The following is a 23,861-nucleotide window of genomic DNA, read 5'->3' on the forward strand; positions in this document are numbered from 1 at the left end:
GACCCTCCGGACGGGGGCCGCGGCTGCCATTCGAGGGGCGGCAGGCGTCCGCCCGCGTCAAAGGACAGGACAGGCCGCGCCTTTATACTGACGCCCATGATCGACAAAAATTCCATCACCGGCGTCGTGCTTGCCGGCGGCCGCGCGACCCGCATGGGCGGCGTCGACAAGGGCCTTCAGACCGTGCAGGGCATCCCCATGGCGCTGCTGTCCTTGTTGCGCCTGTCGCCGCAGGTGGGCGAGGTCATGATCAACGCCAACCGCAATCTGGGCGCGTATGAATCGATGGGCGTGCCGGTCTGGCCCGATTCGATGTCAGGCTTCCCCGGTCCGCTGGCCGGATTCGTGACGGCGCTGGAGCGCTGCGAAACCGCCTATCTGGTCACGGTGCCGTGCGATACGCCGCGCTTTCCCGATGACCTGGTGGAACGGTTGGCGGCGGCGCTGGAAGCCGAGGATGCCGAGATCGCGATGGTTGCCACCCGGGAGCCCCGCGGCGATGCGGACAATCGCGCCGGCACGCCGCGCGACGCGTTGGCCGCTTCCGCAACCGCCCCGGCAAAGGCCGTCTCGGGCGCCGACACGGACTCTTCCGACGACGGCATGGTCTGGCGCACCCAGCCCGTGTTCTGCCTGATGCGCGCAGACCTGCTGGCCAGCCTGGTCGCCTTCACGTCCGCGGGCAACCGCAAGATCGACAGCTGGACCGCGCTGCATCGCTGCGTGGAAGTCCGCTTCAACGATGCCGACGCGTTCGTCGGCGCCAATACCATCGCCGAACTGCAGCGGCTTTGACATCATGACGTCCATCACGCCTCCCGTCCGACCCGACGCCGCCCAGCCTGCGTCGCTCGAAGAAATCTCGTCGTGCATCAATGGTTATGACCCCAACGCCTTGTCGGTCGACCAGGCGCGTGCTTTCATCGACCGGCTGGTGCCGCGGCTGAACGCCGTCGACATGCTGCCTTTGCGTTCCGCGCTGGGACGCGTGCTGGCGCGTGACATCGTGTCGGCCATCAATGTGCCGTCGCACGACAACTCGGCGATGGATGGCTACGCCTTCCGCGGGCAGGACCTGGCCGATGGCGCCGAAACCACCTTGCGTGTCGTGTCGCGCGCGATGGCCGGGCAGGAAGCCCAACATGCCATCGCACGGGGCGAGTGCGTGCGCATCATGACGGGCGCGGTCATGCCCGATGGACTCGATACGGTCATTCCGCAGGAATTCACCCGGCTCGATGGCGACCAGGTCATCATTCCCGCCGGCATCGTGCGGGCGGGCGACAATCGCCGCCTGGCCGGCGAAGACCTGGCCAAGGGCGAAGCGGCGCTGGTTGCCGGGCGCGTGTTGCGGCCCGCCGACCTGGGCGTGCTGGCTTCCCTTGGCCAAGCCGAAGTGCCGGTCGTGCGCCGGCTGCGCGTTGCGTTCTTTTCCACCGGCAATGAATTGCGTTCGATTGGCGAGACGTTGGACGAAGGCTGCGTGTACGACAGCAATCGCTACACCCTGTGGGGCATGCTTCAGCGCCTGAATGTCGAGATCCTGGACATGGGCGTGGTGCGCGACGACCCCGATGCGCTGGAAGCGACCTTCACCGCCGCGGCGGCGAATGCCGACGTCGTGATCACGTCGGGTGGCGTCAGCGTGGGCGAAGCCGACTACACCAAGATGGTCATGGCCAAGCTGGGCGACGTGCTGTTCTGGCGGATCGCGATGCGGCCTGGCCGCCCCATGGCGATCGGACGCATTGCCAGCGGCAGCCGCCACGCCATTTTGTTCGGTCTGCCTGGCAATCCGGTGGCCGTGATGGTCACCTTCTATGCCCTGGTGCGCGACGCCTTGCTGGCCATGAGCGGCGCACGCGTCGCGCCCCTGCCACTGCTGCGCGCAACCAGCGTCAACGCCATCCGCAAGAAAGCCGGGCGTACCGAATACCAGCGTGGCAGCGTGACGCCTGCACCGGGCGGCGGCTGGGAAGTGCGCATGGCGGGTTCGCAAGGGTCCGGCATTCTGCGCAGCATGAGCGAAGCCAATGGCCTGGTAGTGCTGCACCACGACCAGGGCAATGTAGCGGCCGGCGAGACGGTCGACGTCCTGCCGTTCGACGGGCTGGCCTGATGACGCGTGTTCTTGGATTGGCCGGGTGGAGCGGCGCGGGCAAGACCACGCTGCTGGCCAAACTCATTCCGGTGCTGAACGCGCGCGGCTATACCGTGTCGACGCTCAAGCACGCGCACCATATGTTCGACATCGACAAGCCCGGCAAGGATTCCTATCTGCACCGCGAGGCGGGCGCCAGGGAAGTGCTGGTGGCGTCGGGGGCGCGGTGGGCGCTGATGCATGAATTGCGGGACGAAGACGAACCGCGCCTGGCCGATCTGCTCGGCCACATGAGCGCGGTCGATTTCATTCTGGTGGAAGGCTTCAAACGCGACAAGCACGTGAAGATCGAGATCCACCGCCAGGGCAATGCCAAGCCCTGGCTGTATCCCGAGGACAGCAGCATTCAGGCGATCATCAGCGATGCCGATGACCTTGCCGCCAACGGCGCCGCGCATCCCGCTGCCGGTGGTGCGGATGGACGCGTGGCCGCCACGCCGCCCACCACGCTGCCGCGGGCGCATCTGGACGACATGGAAGGCATCGCCAACCTGGTCGTCGATCTGGCGTGGCCGCTGGCCGACACGTTGCGAGTGCTCAGACCAGCCGCTTGACCAGCGACGAAGTGTCCCAGCGGCTGCCGCCCATCTGCTGCACGTCCGCATAGAACTGGTCGACCAGCGCCGTCATGGGCACGCGCGAACCGTTCAGGCGCGCTTCGTCCAGCACCAGATTCAGGTCCTTGCGCATCCAGTCCACCGCGAAACCAAAGTCGAACTTGTCGTCGACCATCGTGCCGCCGCGGTTCTCCATCTGCCAGCTTTGCGCGGCGCCCTTGGCGATCACGTCCAGCACCAGCTTCATGTCCAGGTCGGCGTTCTTGCCAAACGCAATCGCTTCCGACAGCCCCTGCACGATTCCGGCAATGCAGATCTGATTGCACATCTTGGCCAGCTGGCCCGCGCCGATCTCGCCGATGCGCGTGAAGGCGCGCGCATACACCGACCCCACCGGCAGGGCGCGATCGAACGCGTCGGCGTCGCCCCCGCACATGACGGTCAGCACGCCGTTGACCGCGCCCGCCTGGCCGCCCGACACCGGGGCGTCCACGAACGCCACCTGCCTGGCCTTGGCGGCTTCATACAGTTCACGCGCCACCTTGGCCGATGCCGTGGTGTGATCGACCAGCAGCGTGCCGGGGCGCAGACCCGCCAGCGCGCCATCGTCACCCAGCATGACGCTGCGCAGGTCATCGTCGTTGCCGACGCATGAGAAAACGATATCGGCCTTGGCGGCGGCTTCACGCGGGGTGGGGGCGTGCGCGCCGCCGAATTCGTCGACCCATGCCTGCGCCTTGGCGGCAGACCGGTTGTACACGGTCACGTGGTGGCCCGCGCGGGCAAGGTGTCCGGCCATGGGAAATCCCATGACGCCCAGACCGATGAACGCCACGTCAACGGGCGTCGTGGCTTCGTAAGTTCTGGATCCGATCGATGACATATGGCTCTCCGTGAATAGACGTGAAGTCTAGCGTAAAGGGGCAGGGCGAAAAAAGGCGTCCCGAGGGACGCCTTTCTGCGTTCGATCCAGGCTGCGTGCTAGTGCGCAGCCTGTACCGATCAGTCTTCCACGAAGGTTTCTTCGCGCTTCTTCCGGATGGCCGGCGAAGCCACGATCAGCACCAGGATACCGGCGATGATCAGCAGCGACAGCGACAGCGGACGGGTAACGAAGGTAGAGAACTCACCACGCGACAGCAGCAGGGCACGGCGGAAGTTTTCTTCCATCATGGGGCCCAGAACCAGGCCCAGCAGCAGCGGCGCGCCTTCGCACTTCAGCTTCGACCACACATAGCCCACGAAACCGAAGAATGCCGTCATCCAGATGTCGAACACGTTGTAGTTCAGCGTGTACACACCGATCGAGCAGATCATCAGAATGGCAGGGTACAGAATGCGGTAAGGCACCTTCAGCAGCTTGACCCACAGACCGATCAGCGGCAGGTTCAGGACCACCAGCATCAGGTTACCGATCCACATCGAGGCGATCAGGCCCCAGAACAGTTCCGGGTTGGCGGTCATGACCTGAGGACCCGGCTGGATGTTGTGGATGGTCATTGCACCGACCATCAACGCCATCACGGCGTTGCCCGGAATACCCAGCGTCAGCAGCGGAATGAACGAGGTTTGCGAAGCGGCGTTGTTTGCCGATTCCGGACCCGCCACACCTTGGATCGCACCCGTACCAAACTTTTCGGGATGCTTCGACAGCTTCTTTTCGATCGTGTAGGACGCGAACGAGGACATCACCGCACCGCCGCCTGGCAGAATGCCCAGGGCGGAACCGATGGCGGTACCACGAAGCACTGCAGGCGCAGCTTGCTTGATGTCGTCCCAGTCAGGGTACAGATGGCTGATCTTGTCGAGGAAAACCTCACGCTCTTCCTTCTGCTGAACGTTGTTCATGATTTCAGAGAAACCGAACACGCCCATGGCGACCGCGGCGAAGTCGATACCGTCGGTCAGTTCCGGCACGCCGAACGAGAAGCGGGCAACACCCGAGTTCACGTCGGTACCGACCATGCCCAGCAGCAGACCCAGCAAGATCATGCAGATTGCCTTGAGCAACGAACCGGACGCCAGCACCACGGCGCCGACCAGACCCAGGACCATCAGCGAGAAGTATTCGGCAGGGCCGAACTGGAATGCCACTTCAGCCAGCGGAGGTGCGAAGGCGGCCAACAGGATCGTTGCCACGCAGCCTGCGAAGAACGAACCGAGTGCCGCGATCGACAGCGCCTGACCGGCACGTCCTCGACGGGCCATCTGGTATCCGTCCAGACACGTCACCACAGCCGACGTTTCACCTGGCAAATTCACCAGAATGGCGGTCGTGGAACCACCGTACTGCGCGCCGTAGTAAATACCGGCAAGCATGATCAGACCAGCGATGGGGGGCAATGCATAGGTAATGGGCAGCAACATTGCGATGGTGGGCACGGGGCCCAGACCAGGCAACACGCCTACCAGCGTGCCGATCAACGCGCCCAGGAACGCGTAGATGATGTTCTGAAACGACAGCGCGGTAGAAAACCCCAGCGCAAGGTGGTCAAACAATTCCATGCGGGGCTCCTTAATTCAGGCCGAGGAAGGTGGGCCAAAGCGGGAAAATCAGCCCCAGACCCTTGACGAACACCGCCCAGGCAAAAATTGCCAGGCAGATCGCGTTGATGACTGCGACTTTCCAGTTGAACTCATGGCTTGCGAAGCTGCTGAGGACGACCAGGATGAAAATGGACAGGTAGATGCCCAAGGGACGGAGCAGGATGCCGAACAGCACCACCGAGCCCAATACCAGGAACATGACACGAAAATCCCAGCCCTCGACTTTTGTCTCTTCAGCCTTGGAGGACAGTCCCGAAATGCCGATCAGCACACCCAGCACTGCAAGAATGACCCCGAGCCAGAAGGGAAAATAGCCAGGGCCCATTTTGGCGGCGGTGCCCATGGAATACTCGACGGCGTTGCCGGCGAAGAATATTCCGATGGCGATAAACATCACCCCGGACCAGAAGTTTTGTTGTGACCGAATACGCATTGGAAGTGGGCTCCTATCTGACTTCACTAGCAAGCCGCGAATGTTAGCTGAAGAGATTCGTGCCGCAACGATGATTTTCGCGCCGGTTGCTCGGGGTTTTCCCGACAATCGGTGGAAATGTGGGAACTTGATCCCACCTGCTTGAACGCGCTTTCAGGAGCCTGTCAGTGTTGACAGTTTTTCTGTCTTTTGAACCCTGCAAGACTTGGCTTACCAGTGTGGCTACTCCTTATCCGCCACACGATCACGAAGTTCAAGGAAGGCAACATGGCGGCGCACAACTATCCCGGCGAACAAGAATGGACCAATCGGCTTACGCCGCGTGAACGAGAAGTGATGGCTTTGCTGCTCGAAGGCCGCGCCAACAAGGTGATAGCCGACAGGCTGGGTATCTCCACCCGAACGGTTGAGGTCCATCGGGCCCGCGTGATGGCGAAGTTGGGCGTACGCAACGCCGTCGAACTGTCCGCGCGCGTGCATTCCCGATATATCGACTGGCTGATGTCGCAAATGAAAATGGGCATGCCGCTGGGGCAGCCCATCCTGACCGAACCGGCGGCGTCCGCCCCGGGCGCGGGAAGCGCCGTGCCCGCAATGGCGGGCGCCGCGTCGGTGGCAGGTGGCGTTCCGATGTCCGTCGCCCATCCTGGTCAGATCGCTGGCGCGATGCCCGTCGTGCCCCCGGGGCGCGGCCGGGTGGCGGCACGCCCGCAGGCGGGTCCGGCGCACCCACCGGATCGACCATCCACCGGCTCAGTTGAGCCTGGCGCCCGACACCTTCACGATCTCGGCGTATTTGGCCAGGTCGGCTTTGACCAGAGCCGCGAAGGCGTCGGGCGTCGTGGGTTCGGCGTCCGACCCCATTGCCTCCAGCCGCTGGCGCACGTCGGGGCTGCGCAAGGCAGCCATTGTCGTTTCGCTCAAACGCTGCACCACGGCTGCCGGCGTGCGGCCGGTGGTAAAGACGCCAAACCAGGTGCCCAGATCGAAATCCTTGACGCCGGCCTGCATCAGGGTGGGCACACCGGGCAGCAGCGGCGACGGCGCAGCGGTGGTCACCGCCAGCGCCTTCAACTTGCCCGACGCGATCAGGGGGCGGCCGAGGCCAGGTTGTCGAACATGAAATCGGTCTGCGCACCCAGTAGCGCAAGTTGCGCGGGTACCGCCCCCGGATACGGGATATGCGCGGCGAACACCTGCGCGCGGGCCTTGAGCAGTTCACCCGCCAGATGGCCCGCGCTGCCATTGCCGCCCGACCCCATGTTCAGCTTGCCCGGGTTCTTGCGGGCATAGGCCAGCAGGTCGGCCACGTTGCGAATGCTGAGCTTGTCGGCCGTGGCCGGATTCATCACCAGCACATTCGGCACCGACGCGACCAGCGTGATCGGCGCGAAGTCCTTGATCGCGTCATAGGGAATGTTGGGGAACAGCGCGGGGTTGATGGCGTGCGTCGCGACGGCGCCCATGACCAGGGTGTGGCCGTCGGGCGCGGCCTTGGCCGCCAGATCGGCCCCGATGTTGCCGCCGGCGCCCGGCTTGTTTTCGACCACCACGGTCTGGCCCAGGCTGACGCGCAACTTTTCGGCCAGGGCGCGCGCCATCACGTCGAGCGGCCCGCCGGGCGGGTACGGCACGATGAAGCGCAGCGGGTGAGTCGGCCAGGGGGCGCCGGAAGGCGCGGTGGGTGTCTGGGCAAAGGCGGGCGCGAACGCGCCGCAGGCGGTGGCGACGGCGGCGCCTAGCAGGGCGCGCCGTGTCCATGAGTGTCTCGACATATCGACCCTGATGTGCGGTTTTTCATGTATGTTTGTTGCTGCGAAATTGTACGCTGGCGCAGCGGGCCCAGCGGCACGAACCCTGGAGTGTCCATGTCTACTCGTTTGCTTCCGTTCGCCCTGGCCGCCGGCCTGACCGTGGTGTCATTCGGCGCCCTCGCCCAAGAAGTCGTGGTCAAGCTCGGACACGTCGCGCCCACGACGGGTCCGATCGCTCACCTCGGCAAGGATATGGAAAACAGCGCGCGCATGGCGGTGGAAGACCTGAACGCCGCGGGTGTCACGCTGGGTGGCAAGAAGGTGAAGTTCGAGTTGCTGGCGGAAGACGATGCGTCGGACCCCAAGCAGGGCACGGCCGCCGCGCAAAAGCTGGTCGACGCCAAGGTCAACGGCGTGATCGGTCACCTGAACACCGGCACGTCGATTCCGGCCTCCAAGATCTATTACGACGCGGGCATCGTGCAGATCTCGCCGGCGTCCACCGGCACGGCCTACACCAAGCAAGGGTTTGACACCACGTTCCGTGTGGTCGCCAACGACGGCCAGCTGGGCGGCACGCTGGGCCGCTACGCGGTCAAGGAATTGAAGGCCAAGAACTTTGCGGTGGTCGATGACCGGACCGCCTATGGCCAGGGCGTGGCCGAAGAATTCGCCAAGTCGGCGGCGGCCGCGGGCGGCAAGGTCGTGAGCCGTCAATACACGACCGACAAGGCCACCGACTTCCAGGCCATCCTGACGTCCATGAAGGCCAACAAACCCGACGTGGTGTTCTTTGGCGGCATGGACGCGGTGGCCGGGCCAATGCTGCGCCAGATGAAGGCGCTGGGGATCGAGGCGCACCTGATGGGCGGCGACGGCATCTGCACGACGTCGCTGTCGCGTCTTGCGGGTGACGCGATCGGCAACGGCAAGGTGGTGTGCGCCGAAGCGGGTGGCGTGGCCGGTGAACAAAAGACGACGATGGACGCCTTCCGCGCCAAGTACAAGAAGCGCTTCAACAGCGACGTCCAGCTGTATGCGCCTTACGTGTACGACGCCATGATGGTGATGGTCGAAGCCATGAAGAAGGCCAATTCGTCCGACCCGGCCAAGTACGGCCCCGAGCTGTACAAGATCAGCTACAAGGGCGTGACCGGCCCGATCACGTTCGACAAGAACGGCGACATCAAGAACGGCGCACTGACGCTGTATACCTACAAGGGCGCCGACCGGTCCGAACTGGCTGTGGTGCGCTGACCGGTCTGCCGTTGGCCGGGTCGTCCGTCAGACGCGGCGGCGACTTGGTCAGCTGATGGCAGGACAAAAGGGCGGGAATCACCTTGGTGATCCCGCCCTTTTTGTGTGTCGCGGCGATTACGTGGCTTCCAGGCGGCGTCCCGCCTGCCGCCTTACGCCGGCGTCTTCAGCTTATCCGCGAAAGTCTTGCGCAGTTTGGCCACCTTGGGGGCGATGACGACCGCGCAATACCCCTGGCCAGGATTACGAAGGAAGTAATCCCGGTGATAGTCCTCGGCGGGCCAGACCTTGGCGGGTGGCAGCAGCTTGGTGACGATGGGCGCGCCGAACGTATTGGCCGCTGACAATTCGTCCATGTAGGCCTGCGCCACGTCGCGTTGTTCCGGCGTCTGCCAGAAGATGGCCGACCGGTATTGCGGACCTGCGTCATTGCCCTGGCGGTCCAGGGTGGTCGGGTCATGGGAGGCAAAGAATACCGTCAGCAGTTCTTTGAACGTGATGATCGACGGATCGAACGTGACCTCGGCGACTTCGACATGCCCGGTGTTGCCATCGCAAACCTGGTGGTAGGTGGGACGGTCCACATGACCGCCGGCATATCCGGACTCCACCTTGTTCACGCCCTGTAGCTGCTGGAATACGGCTTCGACACACCAAAAACATCCGCCGCCAAATATGGCCTTTTCGTTCTGAGTCGTCATGATTCCTCTCTTTGAGCGACGCTGGACTGATTGCCGCGGACCTGCGCAAGACTCGATCCCAGCAAGGGATGCGAGTGGTGCGGGGTGTTGTTGAGCTTGCTGGCGAGGTTATATCACCCGACGCGGTGTAGTCCATGGCGGATAAGACGGATGAATCTTTCCTGATGGGCGCAGGTTGGAGCTGGAGGGGGCGCGCCGGGAGAAGAGACCTCGCGAACAAGCACGCCACTCGGCAAGGGGTGCCACTTACGTACCGGCCAGGCGTCCCTTACTTATTGAGTGTCAGGATCCACGCTGCCAGTTGGCGAGCTTCCTCTTCCGACACGTGGGTCTGTGCGGGCATCGGGACCTTGCCCCACTTGTTCGCGCTGCCCCGGCGAATCGACGTTTCCAGTCTGCCTTGCGCGTCGGGCTGGCCGGCGTACTTTGCCGCAACGCTTTTCCACGCCGGGCCGACACGCTTGCTGTCGACCTGGTGGCAGGCGAGGCATACCCGGGCCTTGGCCAGCTCCGGACCGGTCATCTGGGCCGCGCCCGCAGTGGGCGCCGCCGCCAGCGCACCAAGAAGCAGGGAAAGACGCAGCACGAAAGACGGGCGAAACATGAGCGATCCGGAAAAAGTATCGCCCGAAGTCTCGCGCACGGGCCGGGCAGAGTCAAATCACGCGCAGCGGTTATCATCCTGCTCATTCTTTACGCGGCGCCCGCCGTCCCTACAAGGCTAGGCTACATGCTGGTTCATCCTGAATTTTCTCCGATCGCCTTTGCCATCGGTCCCGTTGCGGTTCGCTGGTACGGCCTGATGTATCTGCTGGCCTTCCTGTTTGCTTGGGGGCTGGGGCGCTGGCGCATTTCGCACGGCAAGACGTCGCTGACGCATCGCGATCTGGACGACCTGCTGTTCTACAGCGTGTTGGGCGTCGTGATTGGCGGGCGGCTGGGCTATGTCTTCTTCTACAAGGCCAGCTACTACCTGGCCCACCCGCTGGAAATTTTCGAGGTCTGGCAGGGCGGCATGTCCTTCCATGGCGGCCTGTTGGGCGTGCTGTTCGTGATGGCCGTCTTTGCGCGCAGCCGCGGCAAGCGCTTCCTGGAAATCGGCGACTTCGTGGCGCCGCTGGTACCCCTGGGGCTGGCCGCGGGCCGCATGGGCAACTTCATCAACGGCGAACTGTGGGGCCGTGCAACCACTGTGTCGTGGGGCATGATCTTCCCGCAGGCGGGCGACAACATTCCGCGTCACCCTTCGCAGCTGTACGAATTCGGCGCCGAAGGGCTGCTGCTGTTCCTGCTGGTGTGGGGCTTTGCAAGCAAGTCGCGGCCGATTGGTCAGATCAGCGCCGTGTTCCTGATGGGGTACGGTGTGGCGCGCTTCCTGGTCGAATACACCCGCGAGCCGGACAACTTCCTGGGGTTGCTGGCGGCAGGGTTCACCATGGGGCAGTGGCTGTCGATCCCGATGGTGGTGATCGGCGCAATCATGTTCTACATGTCGCGGCGGAATCCGCACGCGGCGGTGTGAGCCATCCAGCCTGAGCTATCCGGATCTGACCGATCCAGCCTGACCCATCCAGCCTGACCCAACCCGCCTGACCCAACCCGCCTGAACGCGCTGCCAGGCCAGCATAAAAAAGGCACCGGAATTTCCGGCGCCTTTTTTACGTCGACGAAGTCGTCCCGGACCGCCGCATACCGGCGGATGCGGCGATCAGCGTTGCTGCGTGCCCAGCAGTTCCACCGTGCCGCGCACGGATACCGTGACTGTGGCCTTGCCGGCTTCCAGTGGCAGGGCTTCGGCCATCTTGGCGTCGGCGGACGCTGCACGCATCATCATGGGACGTGGCGAATACACCGTGCCGCTGCCGCTCAGGTCCAGCGTCTTGACGGCGTAATTGCCGAAGCCGAACGCGTTTGCGGCGCTGGTGGCGCGCACGCCGAAGGCCTTGGCGGCTTCCTGCAGCAGGCGCTGCTCTTCGGCTTCACGAGCCTCGCGCGACAAGGAGAAATTGATGTTGGACACCGCCATCGCCTGGCTCAGTTCGCCGGCCAGGGTCGATGCAGCCACGAAATCCCTGGATTCGAGGACCAGTTCGGCGCGGCCACGCCAGCCGGTGATCTTGCCGTTGCGGTCGGTGTTGGCCCAGACGCGGTAATTGCCGCTGCGCGATTCGACCTTGGTGTTGCGCTTGGCCGTCGCCAGGGTCGAGGCCAGCACTTTGTTCAACTGGTCGGCCAACTGGGCCTGGTCGGCGCCTTCAATTTCCTTGGCCAGGGTGATCTCGACCTTGTCCTGGGCCACGTCACTCGACGCCGCGGCTTCCAGCGACAACTGCGGCAGTTCCGGGCGGGCAGGGGCGGACGCCAGCCCTGTTTGCGACGGCGTCTGCGCGGCCGCCATACCTGGCGCAAGAAGGGCGGCGGTCAGCGCGGTAGTGGACACTGCGGCGGACACTGCCGCGGACAGGACGGTGCGAGTCAGAAAACGGGCCATAACGATCTTCCTTTGAATATCAGGGGACTGCCGGCCAGGCGTGCGGGTTCCTGACTCGCCGTGGTAAGGCGCTGTCAGACCGCGAACGCGGCGTATGCCTTGTAGGCCATATAGAGGGCAAGCGCCATCAGGACCCAGGCAAACACCCGCTTGAGCGTCGCGACCGGCAGCTTGTGCGCCGCGTTGGCGCCCAGCGGGGCGGTCAGGACACTCGAAACGATGAGCACGAGCAGCGCAGGCCAATATACATAGCCGAACATGCCCGGGTAGGTGATCTGCTGCTGCATGCCTGACCAGATGTAACCCACCGTGTTGGCCATCGCGATCGGAAATCCCAACGCCGCCGAGGTTGCCACGGCGTTATGCAGGGGCACGTTGCACCAGGTCATGAAAGGTACCGACACAAAGCCGCCGCCCGCGCCGACCAGGCCGGACAGGAAACCGATGCCGGTGCCAGCCGCCGCCGTACCCACCACACCGGGCATCTGCCGGCTGGGCTTGGGCTTCTTGTTCAACAGCATCTGCACGGCCGAATAGCCCACGAACAGCGTGAACAGCAATGCCAGCCAGCCGGTCTTGAGCACCGCGAACACCGCGCCGCCGGCCAGCAGGCCGCCGATGACGAGTCCCGGTGCGAACTGCGCGACGATGTTCCAGCGGATGGCGCCTTTTTCTGATGCGCGGTGACACTGGATACTGACGTGAACAGGATGGAAGCCATCGATGTGGCAATTGCCGCATGGATGATCAGGTCGGCCGGCATCTTCTGCCAGGTGAACAGCAGGGTCAGGAAGGGCACCATGATCATGCCACCGCCAATGCCAAGCAGGCCGGCGGCAAAACCTGTGGCAGCGCCCAGCGCAAGCAGCGCGGCAATAAAGGAAAGGTCCATGCGGGATACTCGAATGTGGAAGGCGCACGCATAGTGCCACGGACTGAGCGTGTTGCTCCGCACAAAAACAAACGACCCGGAGCGCTGAACGCTCCGGGTCGTGGAATAGATCCCCGCATGTGCCGCTAGGCCGGCATCCTGAACCGTTAAGTTCAAGGTCGGTCGCAGTCAGCCACTCATTGGGTTCGTTTGACAGAGAAACGATCACGCCTGAGAGGCGATTCCCGCAACCTCATGCCATAGCATGGGTCCAAGGAATATATGGCCAAACACGAACACTGCAGGGAAGACAAATCGGTACTGCGTTAGGGCTGACTAGGCTTTCGAACACCATAGGCTTTAAATTACACCATTTTGCCGGGATTCAATACCCCGAGCGGCGACTTTTGTACAACTCGTTGCTTACCGGCCGCTTGGCTGGCCATGCGCTTGCCAAGCCGACCCAAAGGCGTCAGAACAGTTTGTCTTGCGGGCCCAGTTCGGCGTCCAGAATCTGATTCATGCCTTCGATCTTACGCTTGTAGTCGCCCACGGCAAGTTGCGACAGCGGACCATCGGGCGCCTTGGCATTCAGCAGGTCTCCGGCGATCTGCAAAGCCGCCATGACGGCGATACGTTCCGTGCTGCCGATCTTGCCGGCGGCCTTGATACGCTGCATGGCGCGGTCGACCATGCTGGCCGCTTCAAGCAGGGCTTCCTGTTCTTCCGGAGCGCATGCAAGGGGATACTCGCGTCCCAGAATGGTGACGTCAAGGCGTTCCATGAGCACTCCGCACGCCATGGCCGGCGTCGTCAGAAAGAGAAGGGTCGGTATCGGCATCGGTCCGGGCATCCGCCCAGTCGCCGTCGGCATCGTCGACCTGGACGTCGTCCAGGTCAATGTCGGTGTCAGAGCCGCCAGCAGCATCGGCGTCGGCGGCATCGGCGGCTTCGGGCGGCTTGCCAGGCAAGCGGGCAAGCACGTCATCGACGCGGATCTGCGCCATTTCCACGGTGTCGCGCAATTGCTGGATGCGCACGTCGCGCTTGCCGAGCTCATCACGCAGCGCCTGATTTTCGGCACGGACGTGTTGAGTCAGCTGCACCAGCTGGGCAATACGGGTCGAGAGTTGGTCGAGGTCTTCGAGCATGGGCGTAATCGTAAACCATCCGGAGACCGATGTCGTACCCGAACCGGTCTCCTACGATGTATCAAATCCTTGCAGTCACTTTGACGGCGCAGTGGCGGCACGCGGTGTCAGCGCGCGGTGTAGGTGCTTGCTAAGTCAGAGCTCGAGATTGTCGATGAGACGCGTGGCGCCGAGCTTGGCAGCCGACAGCACGACCAGTGGTTCGCCACCGTGCATGTCGTCGGCCGTGGGCGCCTTCAGGTCGCGCTGGCGGCGCACGGCCACGTAATCGACCTTCCAGCCACGGGCATTCAGATGGTCCGTCGCGTAGCGGCCCAGGGCGTCGGCATCCCGCTCGCCTTCGTGCAGGCGGGTCTTGACCGACTGCAGCGCGGCGTACAGTTGCGGCGCTTCGGCACGGTCTTCCGGCGTCAGATACATATTGCGGGACGACAGCGCGAGGCCGTCAGCGGCCCGCACCGTTTCCTGCGGGATGATCTCGATCGGCAGCTGGAACTGGCGGCACATGGCGCGCACCACCATCAGCTGCTGATAGTCCTTCTTTCCGAACACCGCCACCTTGGGTTGCACACAGGACAGCAGCTTGAGCACGACGGTGCACACGCCCTGGAAGAAACCCGGGCGAAACTCCCCTTCAAGGATGTCGCCCAGTTCCGAGGGCGGCTGTACACGATAGCTTTGTGGTTCCGGGTACATCTCGCGCTCGTCCGGAGCGAACAGGGCGTAGACATTGCGGTCGGCTTCCAGCTTGGCAATGTCGGACGCCAGGGTACGGGGATAGCGGTCGAAGTCTTCGTTGGGCCCGAACTGCAGGCGGTTCACGAAGATGCTGGCCACGACCGGGTCGCCATGGTGCCGCGCGGTCTTCATCAGCGCCAAATGGCCTTCATGCAGGTTGCCCATCGTTGGCACGAACGAGACTCGCAACTGGCCGCGCAATTGATCGCGCAGCTCTTCAATGGTGTGGACAACCTTCATGGCGTAGCTTGTGAAAAGGGAGGAATCGAAAAGTGGGCCGGGGGCGCATGCCCGCGAGGCACGTCGTATCGGGCGCATGCTACAGGAGCGGCGCGGGCGCGCCAAATGCTCAATTGGACGAGTCAGGCGTCCTGGCCGATGGCGGTAAATCCCAGGCGCACGTAGATGGGTGCATACGGTTCGGCCTGGGTGATTTCCAGCAGGGATTCCCGCGCCAGTTCCAGCATGGCGATGAAGTGCACGACGATGATCGGCACGCCCGCACCTTCCTGCACCTTCTGCATGAACAGGTCGGTGAATTCCATGTAGCGCACGCCCTGCAAACGCCGCAGGATCTGGCTCATGTGGTCGCGCACCGACAGTTCTTCGCGCGAAATGTGATGGTGGGCATTGAGCTTGGCGCGGCGCACGATCTCGGCCCAGGCATCGCGCAGGTCGATGGCGGTCACGTCGGGCAGCCGCCGTTCGGTGGTCTGGTCCAGCAGCACGCCGGTGCGCACGAAGTCGCGGCCCAGCTGGGGCAGCGCGTCGATCTTGCGTGCGGCCAACTTCATCTGCTCATATTCCAGCAGTCGGCGAACCAGCTCGGCGCGGGGATCTTCGACGTCCTCATCCGAATCGGACTTGCGAACCGGCAGCAGCATGCGCGACTTGATCTCGATCAACAGGGCTGCCATCAGCAGGTATTCGGCGGCCAGTTCCAGGTTGTGGACCCGGATCTGCTCCACATACGACAGGTACTGCTTGGTGACCTCGGCCATCGGAATGTCGAGGACGTTGAAGTTCTGCTTGCGGATCAGATACAGCAGCAGGTCCAGCGGGCCTTCGAAGGTCTCGAGAAAGACTTCCAGCGCATCGGGCGGGATGTACAGATCGTTCGGCAGCGCGAACAGGGGCTCGCCGTACAGGCGAGCGATCGCCACGCCGTCGATGGTATCGGGCGTGCTATCCACGTCGGGCGCGCTCAATGCGGCCAACGCCTTGCCGCTGGGCAACTCTCCGGCCACGACGCCGGACGATCAGTCGGCGGAAAAGTAGACGTACGGCTTTTGCGAAACGGTGGACGCATCGAATTCCTGCGTCAGTTCCGGATCAATGGTCTTGTCCCACAGGCGGGCCCGGCCCTGCTGCTGCTCGGCATCCAGCTGGGGACGCTCTTCCTTCAGCTTCTGCAGAAAGTGGGTGATTTCGGATTCGTAACTCTTGGCCATGACTACCCTTTGAACGATGGCAACGGAATGCGGGGCGAGTGTACTGCACCGGGGCGCTATCGCCCCGACTCACTCAACGATGAAATAAATTTCTGTTCAACCCGTTTCAAGCGGAATGAAAATGCCTGAATGAAAGATTTGACGTCGGTATTGGCAGAAATTTTGCCTGCCTGTACTGATAACATTTTTCGTAGATCAAGATTCAGGAGAACCCGATGTCCAAGCTGTCTTTCACCGAACACCCGCGCAACGTCGGTGAAACCTATGTCGAGCACCTGGGCGTTTCCTGGAGCTTTGCTCGCAGCATGTTTCGCGCCGGTTTCGCTGCCCTGATCCACGGGCTGTTTCCGTTTCTGTTCGTGACCACCGGGTCGTCCATCGTCAAGCGCCTGAACGACCGGATGGTCGTGAACCGGATCCGGCAGCAGTCGAAAACGACTACCTGACCCGCATGCCGGGCGCGGCGCCGTCCACCGGCTCCAGCACGTAGATTCCCGGCTTGGCCTTCTCGTCGCGATCGCTCGCGGCGAGCACCATCCCTTCCGACACGCCGAACTTCATCTTGCGCGGCGCCAGGTTGGCGACCAGCACCGTCAGCTTGCCGATCAGATCGGCAGGTTCATACGCCGACTTGATTCCCGAAAACACATTGCGCATCCGGCCTTCGCCAGCGTCCAGCGTCAGGCGCAGCAGCTTGTCGGATCCTTCCACGTGCTCGCAATTCACGATCTTGGCAATGCGCAGGTCGATCTTGGCGAAGTCGTCGATGGTGATGGTATCGGCGATCGGCTCGCCGCCCGGCACCAGCGCAGGGGCGGCGGGGGCCGGGGGCGGCTCGAACAACGCATCCAGCATCTTGGGGTCGACCCGCTGAGCCAGGTGCTGATACCGCGCGACATGGTCGGGCAGAACGGCGGCGTCCGACCACACGAAGTCGCGATCCAGGCCGAACAGCTCGCGCGCAACGCGCGTGGCGATCACCGGCAGCACCGGCGTCAACATGACCGACAGGGCCTTGAAGCCCGCTACGGCGCGTGAACACACGTCCTGCAAGGCCGCCTTCTGTTCCGGGTTGGCGGCGGCCTGCTTGGCCATCACCCACGGCTGGGCCGCGTCAAACGCCTGGTTGATGCGGTCGGCGCAGGCCATGATCTCGCGCAGCGCCTTGCCGTATTCGCGCGCTTCGAAGGCGGCGCGGACGATGTCGGTCGTTCCGGCCAATTCGTCGGTCAATGCCGAAGTGTCGCCCTGGTAGGCCAGCGCGCCGTCGAAGTGTTTGGTGATGAAGTTCGATGCGCGGCTGGCGATGTTGACGTACTTGCCGACCAGGTCGCTGTTGACCCGCGCGATAAAGTCATCGGGATTGAAGTCCAGGTCTTCGACATGGGCGTTGAGTTTGGCGGCAATGTAGTACCGCAGCCATTCGGCGTTCATGCCGATGTCCAGATACCGGAGCGGCGAGATGCCGGTGCCGCGGCTCTTGGACATCTTTTCGCCACTGACCGTGATGAACCCATGCACGTTCAGGCCATCGGGCGTCTTGCGGCCAGCGAACTTGAGCATGGCGGGCCAGAACAAGGCGTGGAAGTACACGATGTCCTTGCCGATGAAATGATATTGCTCCGTGCTGCTGGCCGGATCGAGCAGGGCGTCGAAGTCCAGCCCGGTCTTGGCGCAATACGCCTTGAGCGAGGCCAGGTAGCCCACCGGGGCGTCCAGCCACACATAAAAGTACTTGCCCGGGGCATCGGGGATGTCAATGCCGAAGTAGGGCGCATCACGCGAAATGTCCCAGTCATTGAGCTTGCCTTCTTCGCCCAGCCATTCCCGCGTCTTGGCGTAGACCTCGGGCTGCAGGCGCGGCAGCCCCGACGGGTTGGTGCCGACGGTCCACTGCTGCAGGAACTCGACGCAGCGCGGATCGGACAGCTTGAAAAAGAAGTGTTCCGAGCTTTTCAACACCGGCGTGGCGCCGGTAAGCGTCGAGTACGGGTCGATCAGGTCGGTGGGCGCATACACGGCGCCGCAGACTTCGCACGAATCGCCGTACTGGTCTTTCGACTTGCACTTGGGGCAGGTGCCCTTGATGTAGCGGTCGGCCAGGAACATGCCCTTGACCGGGTCATAGAACTGTTCGATGGTGCGCGTTTCGATCAGGCCGGCGTCGCGCAGGCGGCGATAGATGCCCTGCGACAGTTCGGTGTTTTCGGACGAATGCGTCGAATGCCAGTGGTCGAAGGCTATGTGAAACCCGCTCAGGTATTGCGGGCGTTCAGCGGCAATACGGGCAACCAGCGCTTCGGGCGTGATCTGCTCGGATTCGGCCTTGAGCATGATCGGGGCGCCGTGCGCGTCGTCGGCACAGACGAAATGCACCGTATGACCCTGCATGCGCATGCTGCGGACCCAGATGTCGGCCTGGATGTACTCCATGATGTGGCCGATATGGAAGGACCCGTTGGCGTAGGGAAGGGCGGTGGTGACGAATATCGTGCGCGACATTGGCAAGGAAGGACTCTGGTCTGGGGATCCCATGATTTTAGCCCCTGCGCGGGTTTCGCGCCGGGATGCGGCGTCTGCCCGCGCTGGGGCCTAGCTGCGTGCGGCTTTGCCGGCGTCGCGCAGCATGCCGTAGAGCACGCTGGCTGCCGGCGACAGTGCGTGGCCATGGCGGGAGATCAGTCCTAGCGTGCGGCTGACGCGCGGTTTCATGAGCGGAATGCCGACCAGGGTGGGGTGGGTGGTCAGCGGCAGCGCCAGTTGTGGCACCGCGGCCACGCCCAGCCCGGCTTCGACCATGCCGAGCAGAGTCAGCACGTGGCTGACTTCAAACGCGCCCTGCGCCCGCTTGCCGCCCTTGGCCAGCGCGGCGTCGATCAGCAGGCGGTTGCCGCTGTCCTTGTGCACGGTCATGAAGCGTTCGCCCGCCAGGTCTTCCCACGTCACCGATTTGCGGGTGGCCAGGGCGTGATCGTTGCGTACCGCCAACACGAAGTCTTCCTTGAAGATGGACCGAAATTCGACTTCGGTTTCTTGTGTACCGATAAAGTTGATGCCGAAATCGGCCCGGCCGGACGTGACAGCGTTGAGCACGAAGTTGGCGCCTTCGTCGATCACCCGCACCCGGATGCGCGGGTAGCGCGCGGCGAATTCCCGAAGCACCGACGGCAGGAAGTAATAGGCGGCCGAGGGCACGCAGGCCACGCTGACCAGCCCGCTCAGCTGCGCGGCCAGGTCGACCACGCCCAGCATGGCGCTTTCCAGCTCGGCCAGCGCGGCGCGGGCATGTTCCAGGAACACCCGCCCGACGTTGGTCAGCGCCACGTGCCGGGTGGTGCGGTCGAGCAGACGCGCCCCGAGGATCGTTTCGAGCTTTTCGATGCGCCGGCTGAGCGCCGGCTGCGACAGGTGCAGGTCTTCGGCCGCGGCGCGAAAGCTGGAACGTTCAGCCACAGCAACGAATGCCTGCAATTCCTGCAAGTCGAAATTGATGCGCGCCATGCATTAATTGATCTAAGAGTTGCAATTCACAAATTATCCCACAGCGCGCACTATGCGCTCCATGCAAAAAACCATTCCCTGCGTCTTCATGCGAGGCGGCACTTCCCGCGGTCCTTACTTCCTCAAGGACTGGCTTCCCCAGGATATCGAAACGCGCGACAAGGTCCTGCTGTCCGCGATGGGCTCGCCCCACGAACTCCAGCTGGACGGCCTGGGCGGCGCCAATTCCCTGACGAGCAAGGTTGCGATCGTCTCGAAGTCGGACCACCCGGACTGCGACGTCGACTATCTGTTCGCGCAGGTATCGATCGACCGCGCCCTGGTCGACACGCGTCCCAACTGCGGCAACATGCTGTCGGGTGTGGGCCCGTTCGCCATCGAGCAGGGCCTGGTCCCGGCACAGGACGGCGAAACGCTGGTGCGCATCTACAACGTGAACACCAAGTCGACCATCAACGCCGTCGTGCAGACGCCCGGCGGCAAGGTCGAGTATGAAGGCGACGCCAAGATCGACGGCGTCAATGGCACCGGTGCGGCGATTCGCCTGAACTTCCTGGATGCATGGGGCACGGTCACCGGCAAGGTGTTCCCGACCGGCAACCTGACGGACGAGATCGACGGCGTGCAGGTCACCTGCATCGACGCCGCCATGCCCATGATGATCGTTCGCGCCAGCGACATGGGCTGGAAAGGCGACGAAAAACCGGTGGACCTGGACGCCAACCTGGAATTCATGGCCCGCTTGGAAAAGATGCGCCGCGAAGCCGGACTGAAGATGGGTCTGGGCGACGTGTCGGACAGCGTCATTCCCAAGCCGGTGCTGGTCAGCAAGGGCGCGCACGACGGACAGCTCGTATCTCGTTACTTCACGCCCCTCAAGTGCCACCGGTCGCATGCCGTTACCGGAGCCATCGGTGTCGCCACCGCGTATGTCACGCCAGGCACGGTACCCTATGGTTTGTCGGTGGAACGGCAGCCGGGGATCCACCGGATCGAAATTGCCCACCCCTCGGGCCGCATCGAAGTCGATGTGGAACTGGCTCAAGGGGAAACCTCGGTCGAAGTCACCGGCGCGGGACTGATCCGCACGGCGCGCAAGATCATGGAAGGCCAGCTCTATATTCCCAGCCATATCCTGCCCGGCGCAGCCTTGCCCGGTAGTACGCTGTAATCCGGCTGAGATTCGACCAGGCCGGTCCAAGAACCGGCGCAAGAATCTGGCATGCGTTCACTGCGATGTCCGCATGCCATCAACCCATAAGCAAAGTCATGGAGACTTCAATGCAACTTTTCGGACACCGCCTGTCGGCGATCGTCATCGGCCTGACCGCCTGCGGTTTTGCCGCTTCCGCCGCCCAGGCCGCCTACCCTGACCACCCGATCACCATTGTCGTTCCGACCGCCGCCGGCGGCGGCAACGACGCGTTCGCGCGTATCGTCGGCCAGAAGATGAGCGAAGGCCTTGGCCAGACCGTGATCGTGATCAACAAGGCTGGCGCGCAAGGCGCGATCGGCACCGAATTCGTGGCTCGCGCCCCGGCTGACGGCTACACGATCCTGCTGGGCTACATTGCCACGCACGGTATCAATCCGGCGCTGCAAAAGCTGCGTTACGACCCGGTTGCGGACTTCAAGGGCATCGGCCGCCTTGCCAACTCGCCCACGCTGCTGATCGTGTCGTCGGCTTCCAAGATCAATTCGGTCAAGGAACTGATCGAGCGCGGCAAGTCGCCCGACAGCAAGATCAACTATGCATCGGCTGGCCAGGGTACGGCCCCGCACGTCACGGCCGAGTTGTTCAAGCTGTCGACCGGCACGAACATGCTGCACGTTCCGTACAAGGGTTCGGCCCCCGCCGTGACCGACACGCTGGCTGGCACGACCCAGGTCATGTTCCCAAGCCTGTTCGGCGCCTACCCGCACCTGTCGACCGGCAAGATCAAGGCCCTGGCAGTGGCCGGTGACAAGCGCACCCCGCTGCTGAAGGATGTCCCGACCCTGGAAGAACTGGGTGTGAAGGGCGTGAGCGTACCGCAGTGGTACGCCCTGTTCGCCCCGGCCAAGACCGATCAGGCCATCATTGACCGCCTGAACAAGGAACTGAACATTGCGCTGAAGGATCCGGCGGTTCAGGAAAAGCTGGCCGAGCAAGGCGCGGACGTGAGCCCGAGCACGCCGGCCGAGCTGGATGCCTTCGTGAAGAGCGAAGTCGTGCGCTGGAAGGGTGTCGTGAAGCAGGCCAACATTCCGGTGGAATAAGGCCGGCCGCGGGTCGGGATGTGATGCTCCATGCATCCCGGCAGCACCGTTGTCGTGACGTCAGCCTGGTGCTGACCACGTAAAAAAGCCCCCGTGTCCTTGACCGGGGGCTTTGTCGTTTCTGGCGTTGGCCGTTCGGCGCGGTTGCCTTCAGGGTCCCGCGCGGTCAGTCTCTATTGCGCAGGCTTACGCGACGTCGCGGGCTTCAACGTCAGTCACCTTGCTGCGGTCCATGCGGACGGCGGGGCGGGGACGACGGGCGTTGCCGGCGTCATTGGCCGCGCCGCCACGGGCCGCTTGCTGTGCGGTCGACTGGCCGCCGGTGCGGAAGGTGAAACCTTGCGAGCGTTTGAAGCCACCGCGCGACAGGGTAGTAAACAGGTCCGCGGCCATGAACGGCTTGCCACGCACCTTGGCGATAAGGAACATCACCCCGACCGCGATCGCCGCGGAGGCAACGAATACGAGGGCCATGAACAGCCCCGCGAGCGCAATGGCGGCCACAAGGGTGATACGGATGAGCTTGCCGAGAGTATCAGTCATAGAAGAAAGAGCCTGGGAAATCGGGAAAGTTCAAAGGAGTGCGGGTAAACCAGCAGGCCGCGTGCCCGCGGATCAACCGGTTTCGTCTTCGGGATCGACGGGGTCCGGCAGTCGTGTTGCCAACACCTTGTCGATCCGCTTGCCGTCCATGTCCACCACTTCGAACGACCATTCGGCCAGCGTGACGACATCACCCGTAACCGGAATGCGGCCCAGCATCAGCATGATCATGCCCGACAGTGTGTGATAGGACTCAGACTCGCCCTCCGGCAGGTCACTGATGTTCAAGCGGTCTTCCAGTTCGCCCACATCCAGCAGGCCATCCAGCAGCCATGATCCGTCAGCACGCTGGATCGCCGACGATTCTTCGGGTTCGGTGGTGTTTGTGTGGAATTCGCCAACGATGGCTTCCAAAACGTCACGAAGGGTAACGAGCCCCTGCACGTCGCCATACTCGTCAACGACCAGCGCGGTCTGCGTATGGGAGCTACGGAAATTTTCGACGAGTTCGGTGCCGGTCAGGGTTTCCGGCACATACAACGCCGGAGTCAGCTTGCCTGTCAGGTTGAAGGGCTGGCCGGCCAGCACCTGGGCCAGCAGGTCCTTGGCGCGTGCGAAGCCGATCACGTCGGTCAGGTCGCCGCGGCACACTGGAAAGCGCGAATGGTGCGATGCTTCGATCTTGGCCTTGGACACGTCGATGGAGTCATCCACGTTCAGGTAGATGATGTCGGAGCGAGGCACCATCAGCGATGACAGCTTGCGTTCGTCCAGGCGGAACACGTTGCGCACCATCTGGCGTTCGGCCTGCTCGAAAATGCCGGCGGTGGCGCCCTGGGTCATCAGTACCTGGATTTCTTCTTCGGTGACGTGGTGCTCTTGCGTGTCCTTGGCGCCCATCAGTTTGAGGGCGGTGTCGGTGGCCAGCGACAGCAGCTTGACGAACGGCGTGGCGACCCACGACAACAGCCGCATGGGGCCGGCGATCATTCCAGCGACCGCTTCCGGGTGCATCTGGCCGAATCGCTTCGGCACCAGTTCACCAATCACAATGGAAAGCAGGGTGATGATCACCACCACGATGCCCAGCGCAATACCCGCCGCGTAGTCGGCCATGGCCGGAATGTGCAGGCGGATCAGGTCGGCCAGGGGCTGCGCCAGCGCGTTTTCGCCGACGATACCGGTCAGGATGCCGATCGATGTGATGCCGATCTGGACCGTGGAAAGAAAACGGGTGGGGTGCTCGGCAAGTTCGAGCGCGGCCTTGGCGCGCTTGTCGCCCTCGTCGGCCATCTGGTGCAGGCGGGAGCGACGTGCCGTCACCACCGCGATTTCGCTCATGGCAAAGATGCCGTTGGCAACGAACAATATAAGAAGTAAGGCGATTTCCATGGACTCAGGCGCCGAATGGCTTGGCCGGTTGCCATCGCGCGGAGCGACGGCCTG

Annotated in this window: 23 protein-coding genes, 1 other RNA gene and 3 pseudogenes; 9 read left to right on the forward strand and 18 right to left on the reverse strand. The window is 63.3% G+C overall.

The window, feature by feature from the left end:
• Positions 1-96 precede the first annotated feature (96 nt).
• The 3 genes from mobA to mobB are packed head-to-tail and all read left to right on the forward strand — an operon-like array spanning position 97 to position 2,715.
• Positions 97-795: a molybdenum cofactor guanylyltransferase MobA gene (gene mobA, locus ACNANG_RS17170; RefSeq protein ID WP_420224003.1), complete on the forward strand. Its 699-nt coding sequence runs from the start codon at positions 97-99 to the stop codon at positions 793-795.
• 4 nt (positions 796-799) lie between these two features.
• The gene (gene glp, locus ACNANG_RS17175; RefSeq protein WP_420224004.1) at positions 800-2,119 is read left to right on the forward strand and encodes a gephyrin-like molybdotransferase Glp; all 1,320 of its coding nucleotides are present in this window, start codon (positions 800-802) and stop codon (positions 2,117-2,119) included.
• Positions 2,119-2,715, forward strand: coding sequence for a molybdopterin-guanine dinucleotide biosynthesis protein B (mobB, locus tag ACNANG_RS17180; protein WP_420224005.1), 597 nt, complete (start codon positions 2,119-2,121; stop codon positions 2,713-2,715). The genes glp and mobB overlap by 1 nt, the downstream gene beginning before the upstream one ends.
• On the opposite strand, the gene ACNANG_RS17185 is transcribed toward mobB, so the two are convergent.
• The 3 genes from ACNANG_RS17185 to ACNANG_RS17195 all read right to left on the reverse strand — a co-directional run bounded on the left by ACNANG_RS17185 (position 2,699) and on the right by ACNANG_RS17195 (position 5,698).
• On the reverse strand, positions 2,699-3,601 hold the full coding sequence (locus ACNANG_RS17185) for an NAD(P)-dependent oxidoreductase (RefSeq protein ID WP_420224006.1): 903 nt from the start codon (positions 3,599-3,601) through the stop codon (positions 2,699-2,701). The two genes, mobB and ACNANG_RS17185, sit on opposite strands and share 17 nt — an antisense overlap.
• Positions 3,602-3,720: 119 nt before the next feature.
• On the reverse strand, positions 3,721-5,223 hold the full coding sequence (locus ACNANG_RS17190) for a tripartite tricarboxylate transporter permease (protein WP_420224007.1): 1,503 nt from the start codon (positions 5,221-5,223) through the stop codon (positions 3,721-3,723).
• Between the two features lie 10 nt (positions 5,224-5,233).
• Complete coding sequence (locus ACNANG_RS17195) at positions 5,234-5,698, reverse strand: tripartite tricarboxylate transporter TctB family protein (RefSeq protein ID WP_420224008.1); 465 nt, start codon at positions 5,696-5,698, stop codon at positions 5,234-5,236.
• A 312-nt stretch (positions 5,699-6,010) separates the two neighbouring features.
• Here ACNANG_RS17195 and ACNANG_RS17200 point away from each other — a divergent pair.
• A pseudogene (locus tag ACNANG_RS17200) lies at positions 6,011-6,166 on the forward strand (response regulator transcription factor); the annotation flags it as partial.
• A 285-nt stretch (positions 6,167-6,451) separates the two neighbouring features.
• Here the strand turns inward: ACNANG_RS17200 and ACNANG_RS17205 are convergent.
• A pseudogene (locus ACNANG_RS17205) lies at positions 6,452-7,473 on the reverse strand (Bug family tripartite tricarboxylate transporter substrate binding protein).
• A gap of 87 nt (positions 7,474-7,560) precedes the next feature.
• Here ACNANG_RS17205 and ACNANG_RS17210 point away from each other — a divergent pair.
• A complete protein-coding gene (locus ACNANG_RS17210) occupies positions 7,561-8,709 on the forward strand; it encodes an ABC transporter substrate-binding protein (protein WP_420224009.1) in 1,149 nt (382 codons plus the stop codon).
• A gap of 152 nt (positions 8,710-8,861) precedes the next feature.
• On the opposite strand, the gene msrA is transcribed toward ACNANG_RS17210, so the two are convergent.
• Positions 8,862-9,410: a peptide-methionine (S)-S-oxide reductase MsrA gene (msrA, locus tag ACNANG_RS17215; RefSeq protein ID WP_420224010.1), complete on the reverse strand. Its 549-nt coding sequence runs from the start codon at positions 9,408-9,410 to the stop codon at positions 8,862-8,864.
• 268 nt (positions 9,411-9,678) lie between these two features.
• Positions 9,679-10,014, reverse strand: a complete 336-nt coding sequence (locus ACNANG_RS17220; protein ID WP_420224011.1) for a c-type cytochrome — start codon at positions 10,012-10,014, stop codon at positions 9,679-9,681.
• 126 nt (positions 10,015-10,140) lie between these two features.
• On the opposite strand from ACNANG_RS17220, the gene lgt reads away from it, so the two are divergent.
• Positions 10,141-10,932: a prolipoprotein diacylglyceryl transferase gene (lgt, locus tag ACNANG_RS17225; protein WP_420224012.1), complete on the forward strand. Its 792-nt coding sequence runs from the start codon at positions 10,141-10,143 to the stop codon at positions 10,930-10,932.
• A 186-nt stretch (positions 10,933-11,118) separates the two neighbouring features.
• On the opposite strand, the gene ACNANG_RS17230 is transcribed toward lgt, so the two are convergent.
• The 8 genes and pseudogenes from ACNANG_RS17230 to ACNANG_RS17265 all read right to left on the reverse strand — a co-directional run bounded on the left by ACNANG_RS17230 (position 11,119) and on the right by ACNANG_RS17265 (position 16,112).
• A complete protein-coding gene (locus tag ACNANG_RS17230; RefSeq protein ID WP_420224013.1) occupies positions 11,119-11,901 on the reverse strand; it encodes an SIMPL domain-containing protein in 783 nt (260 codons plus the stop codon).
• Positions 11,902-11,975: 74 nt separating this feature from the next.
• A pseudogene (locus ACNANG_RS17235) lies at positions 11,976-12,793 on the reverse strand (sulfite exporter TauE/SafE family protein).
• A 106-nt stretch (positions 12,794-12,899) separates the two neighbouring features.
• Positions 12,900-13,083: non-coding RNA, 6S RNA (gene ssrS, locus ACNANG_RS17240), on the reverse strand.
• Between the two features lie 161 nt (positions 13,084-13,244).
• Positions 13,245-13,556, reverse strand: a complete 312-nt coding sequence (locus tag ACNANG_RS17245) for a cell division protein ZapA (RefSeq protein WP_420224014.1) — start codon at positions 13,554-13,556, stop codon at positions 13,245-13,247.
• Positions 13,543-13,923: a cell division protein ZapB gene (locus ACNANG_RS17250; RefSeq protein ID WP_420224015.1), complete on the reverse strand. Its 381-nt coding sequence runs from the start codon at positions 13,921-13,923 to the stop codon at positions 13,543-13,545. The genes ACNANG_RS17245 and ACNANG_RS17250 overlap by 14 nt, the downstream gene beginning before the upstream one ends.
• A 135-nt stretch (positions 13,924-14,058) precedes the next feature.
• Entirely contained in the window at positions 14,059-14,901 is an 843-nt protein-coding gene (panC, locus tag ACNANG_RS17255) for a pantoate--beta-alanine ligase (protein WP_420224016.1), read from the reverse strand.
• A gap of 122 nt (positions 14,902-15,023) precedes the next feature.
• A complete protein-coding gene (locus ACNANG_RS17260) occupies positions 15,024-15,908 on the reverse strand; it encodes a segregation and condensation protein A (RefSeq protein ID WP_420224017.1) in 885 nt (294 codons plus the stop codon).
• Between the two features lie 12 nt (positions 15,909-15,920).
• On the reverse strand, positions 15,921-16,112 hold the full coding sequence (locus ACNANG_RS17265) for a DUF3460 family protein (RefSeq protein ID WP_179584915.1): 192 nt from the start codon (positions 16,110-16,112) through the stop codon (positions 15,921-15,923).
• Between the two features lie 215 nt (positions 16,113-16,327).
• On the opposite strand from ACNANG_RS17265, the gene ACNANG_RS17270 reads away from it, so the two are divergent.
• Complete coding sequence (locus ACNANG_RS17270) at positions 16,328-16,558, forward strand: DUF6356 family protein (protein ID WP_189612551.1); 231 nt, start codon at positions 16,328-16,330, stop codon at positions 16,556-16,558.
• On the opposite strand, the gene metG is transcribed toward ACNANG_RS17270, so the two are convergent.
• Positions 16,551-18,614 (reverse strand): methionine--tRNA ligase, encoded by a 2,064-nt coding sequence (gene metG, locus ACNANG_RS17275; protein WP_420227575.1) that lies wholly within the window; start codon positions 18,612-18,614, stop codon positions 16,551-16,553. The genes ACNANG_RS17270 and metG overlap by 8 nt on opposite strands.
• 90 nt (positions 18,615-18,704) lie before the next feature.
• Positions 18,705-19,613, reverse strand: coding sequence for a LysR substrate-binding domain-containing protein (locus tag ACNANG_RS17280; RefSeq protein WP_420224018.1), 909 nt, complete (start codon positions 19,611-19,613; stop codon positions 18,705-18,707).
• 61 nt (positions 19,614-19,674) lie between these two features.
• On the opposite strand from ACNANG_RS17280, the gene ACNANG_RS17285 reads away from it, so the two are divergent.
• Positions 19,675-20,784: a 4-oxalomesaconate tautomerase gene (locus ACNANG_RS17285; protein ID WP_420224019.1), complete on the forward strand. Its 1,110-nt coding sequence runs from the start codon at positions 19,675-19,677 to the stop codon at positions 20,782-20,784.
• A gap of 110 nt (positions 20,785-20,894) precedes the next feature.
• Positions 20,895-21,872, forward strand: a complete 978-nt coding sequence (locus tag ACNANG_RS17290; protein ID WP_420224020.1) for a Bug family tripartite tricarboxylate transporter substrate binding protein — start codon at positions 20,895-20,897, stop codon at positions 21,870-21,872.
• Between the two features lie 186 nt (positions 21,873-22,058).
• Here the strand turns inward: ACNANG_RS17290 and ACNANG_RS17295 are convergent, their stop codons facing one another.
• Positions 22,059-22,415 carry a hypothetical protein gene (locus tag ACNANG_RS17295; RefSeq protein WP_420224021.1) on the reverse strand — a complete coding sequence of 119 codons (357 nt, stop codon included), beginning with the start codon at positions 22,413-22,415 and terminating at the stop codon, positions 22,059-22,061.
• A gap of 72 nt (positions 22,416-22,487) precedes the next feature.
• The gene (locus tag ACNANG_RS17300; RefSeq protein ID WP_420224022.1) at positions 22,488-23,807 is read right to left on the reverse strand and encodes a hemolysin family protein; all 1,320 of its coding nucleotides are present in this window, start codon (positions 23,805-23,807) and stop codon (positions 22,488-22,490) included.
• Between the last annotated feature and the right edge of the window lie 54 nt (positions 23,808-23,861).

Origin of the sequence: Pigmentiphaga litoralis (genome assembly GCF_048632615.1) — a bacterium.
GTDB classification, from domain to species: domain Bacteria; phylum Pseudomonadota; class Gammaproteobacteria; order Burkholderiales; family Burkholderiaceae_B; genus Pigmentiphaga; species Pigmentiphaga litoralis_B.

Excerpts from the sequence above, each read along its gene's own strand:
- ACNANG_RS17220 (WP_420224011.1), bottom strand. The coding sequence starts at position 10,014 with ATGTTTCGCCCGTCTTTCGTGCTGCGTCTTTCCCTGCTTCTTGGTGCG.
- ACNANG_RS17300 (WP_420224022.1), bottom strand. The coding sequence starts at position 23,807 with ATGGAAATCGCCTTACTTCTTATATTGTTCGTTGCCAACGGCATCTTT.
- glp (WP_420224004.1), top strand. The coding sequence starts at position 800 with ATGACGTCCATCACGCCTCCCGTCCGACCCGACGCCGCCCAGCCTGCG.
- ACNANG_RS17195 (WP_420224008.1), bottom strand. The coding sequence starts at position 5,698 with ATGCGTATTCGGTCACAACAAAACTTCTGGTCCGGGGTGATGTTTATC.
- ACNANG_RS17245 (WP_420224014.1), bottom strand. The coding sequence starts at position 13,556 with ATGGAACGCCTTGACGTCACCATTCTGGGACGCGAGTATCCCCTTGCA.
- ACNANG_RS17280 (WP_420224018.1), bottom strand. The coding sequence starts at position 19,613 with ATGGCGCGCATCAATTTCGACTTGCAGGAATTGCAGGCATTCGTTGCT.
- ACNANG_RS17250 (WP_420224015.1), bottom strand. The coding sequence starts at position 13,923 with ATGCTCGAAGACCTCGACCAACTCTCGACCCGTATTGCCCAGCTGGTG.
- ACNANG_RS17265 (WP_179584915.1), bottom strand. The coding sequence starts at position 16,112 with ATGGCCAAGAGTTACGAATCCGAAATCACCCACTTTCTGCAGAAGCTG.
- lgt (WP_420224012.1), top strand. The coding sequence starts at position 10,141 with ATGCTGGTTCATCCTGAATTTTCTCCGATCGCCTTTGCCATCGGTCCC.
- ACNANG_RS17285 (WP_420224019.1), top strand. The coding sequence starts at position 19,675 with ATGCAAAAAACCATTCCCTGCGTCTTCATGCGAGGCGGCACTTCCCGC.
- mobA (WP_420224003.1), top strand. The coding sequence starts at position 97 with ATGATCGACAAAAATTCCATCACCGGCGTCGTGCTTGCCGGCGGCCGC.
- msrA (WP_420224010.1), bottom strand. The coding sequence starts at position 9,410 with ATGACGACTCAGAACGAAAAGGCCATATTTGGCGGCGGATGTTTTTGG.
- ACNANG_RS17230 (WP_420224013.1), bottom strand. The coding sequence starts at position 11,901 with ATGGCCCGTTTTCTGACTCGCACCGTCCTGTCCGCGGCAGTGTCCGCC.
- ACNANG_RS17270 (WP_189612551.1), top strand. The coding sequence starts at position 16,328 with ATGTCCAAGCTGTCTTTCACCGAACACCCGCGCAACGTCGGTGAAACC.
- metG (WP_420227575.1), bottom strand. The coding sequence starts at position 18,614 with ATGTCGCGCACGATATTCGTCACCACCGCCCTTCCCTACGCCAACGGG.
- ACNANG_RS17290 (WP_420224020.1), top strand. The coding sequence starts at position 20,895 with ATGCAACTTTTCGGACACCGCCTGTCGGCGATCGTCATCGGCCTGACC.
- mobB (WP_420224005.1), top strand. The coding sequence starts at position 2,119 with ATGACGCGTGTTCTTGGATTGGCCGGGTGGAGCGGCGCGGGCAAGACC.
- panC (WP_420224016.1), bottom strand. The coding sequence starts at position 14,901 with ATGAAGGTTGTCCACACCATTGAAGAGCTGCGCGATCAATTGCGCGGC.
- ACNANG_RS17190 (WP_420224007.1), bottom strand. The coding sequence starts at position 5,223 with ATGGAATTGTTTGACCACCTTGCGCTGGGGTTTTCTACCGCGCTGTCG.
- ACNANG_RS17185 (WP_420224006.1), bottom strand. The coding sequence starts at position 3,601 with ATGTCATCGATCGGATCCAGAACTTACGAAGCCACGACGCCCGTTGAC.
- ACNANG_RS17295 (WP_420224021.1), bottom strand. The coding sequence starts at position 22,415 with ATGACTGATACTCTCGGCAAGCTCATCCGTATCACCCTTGTGGCCGCC.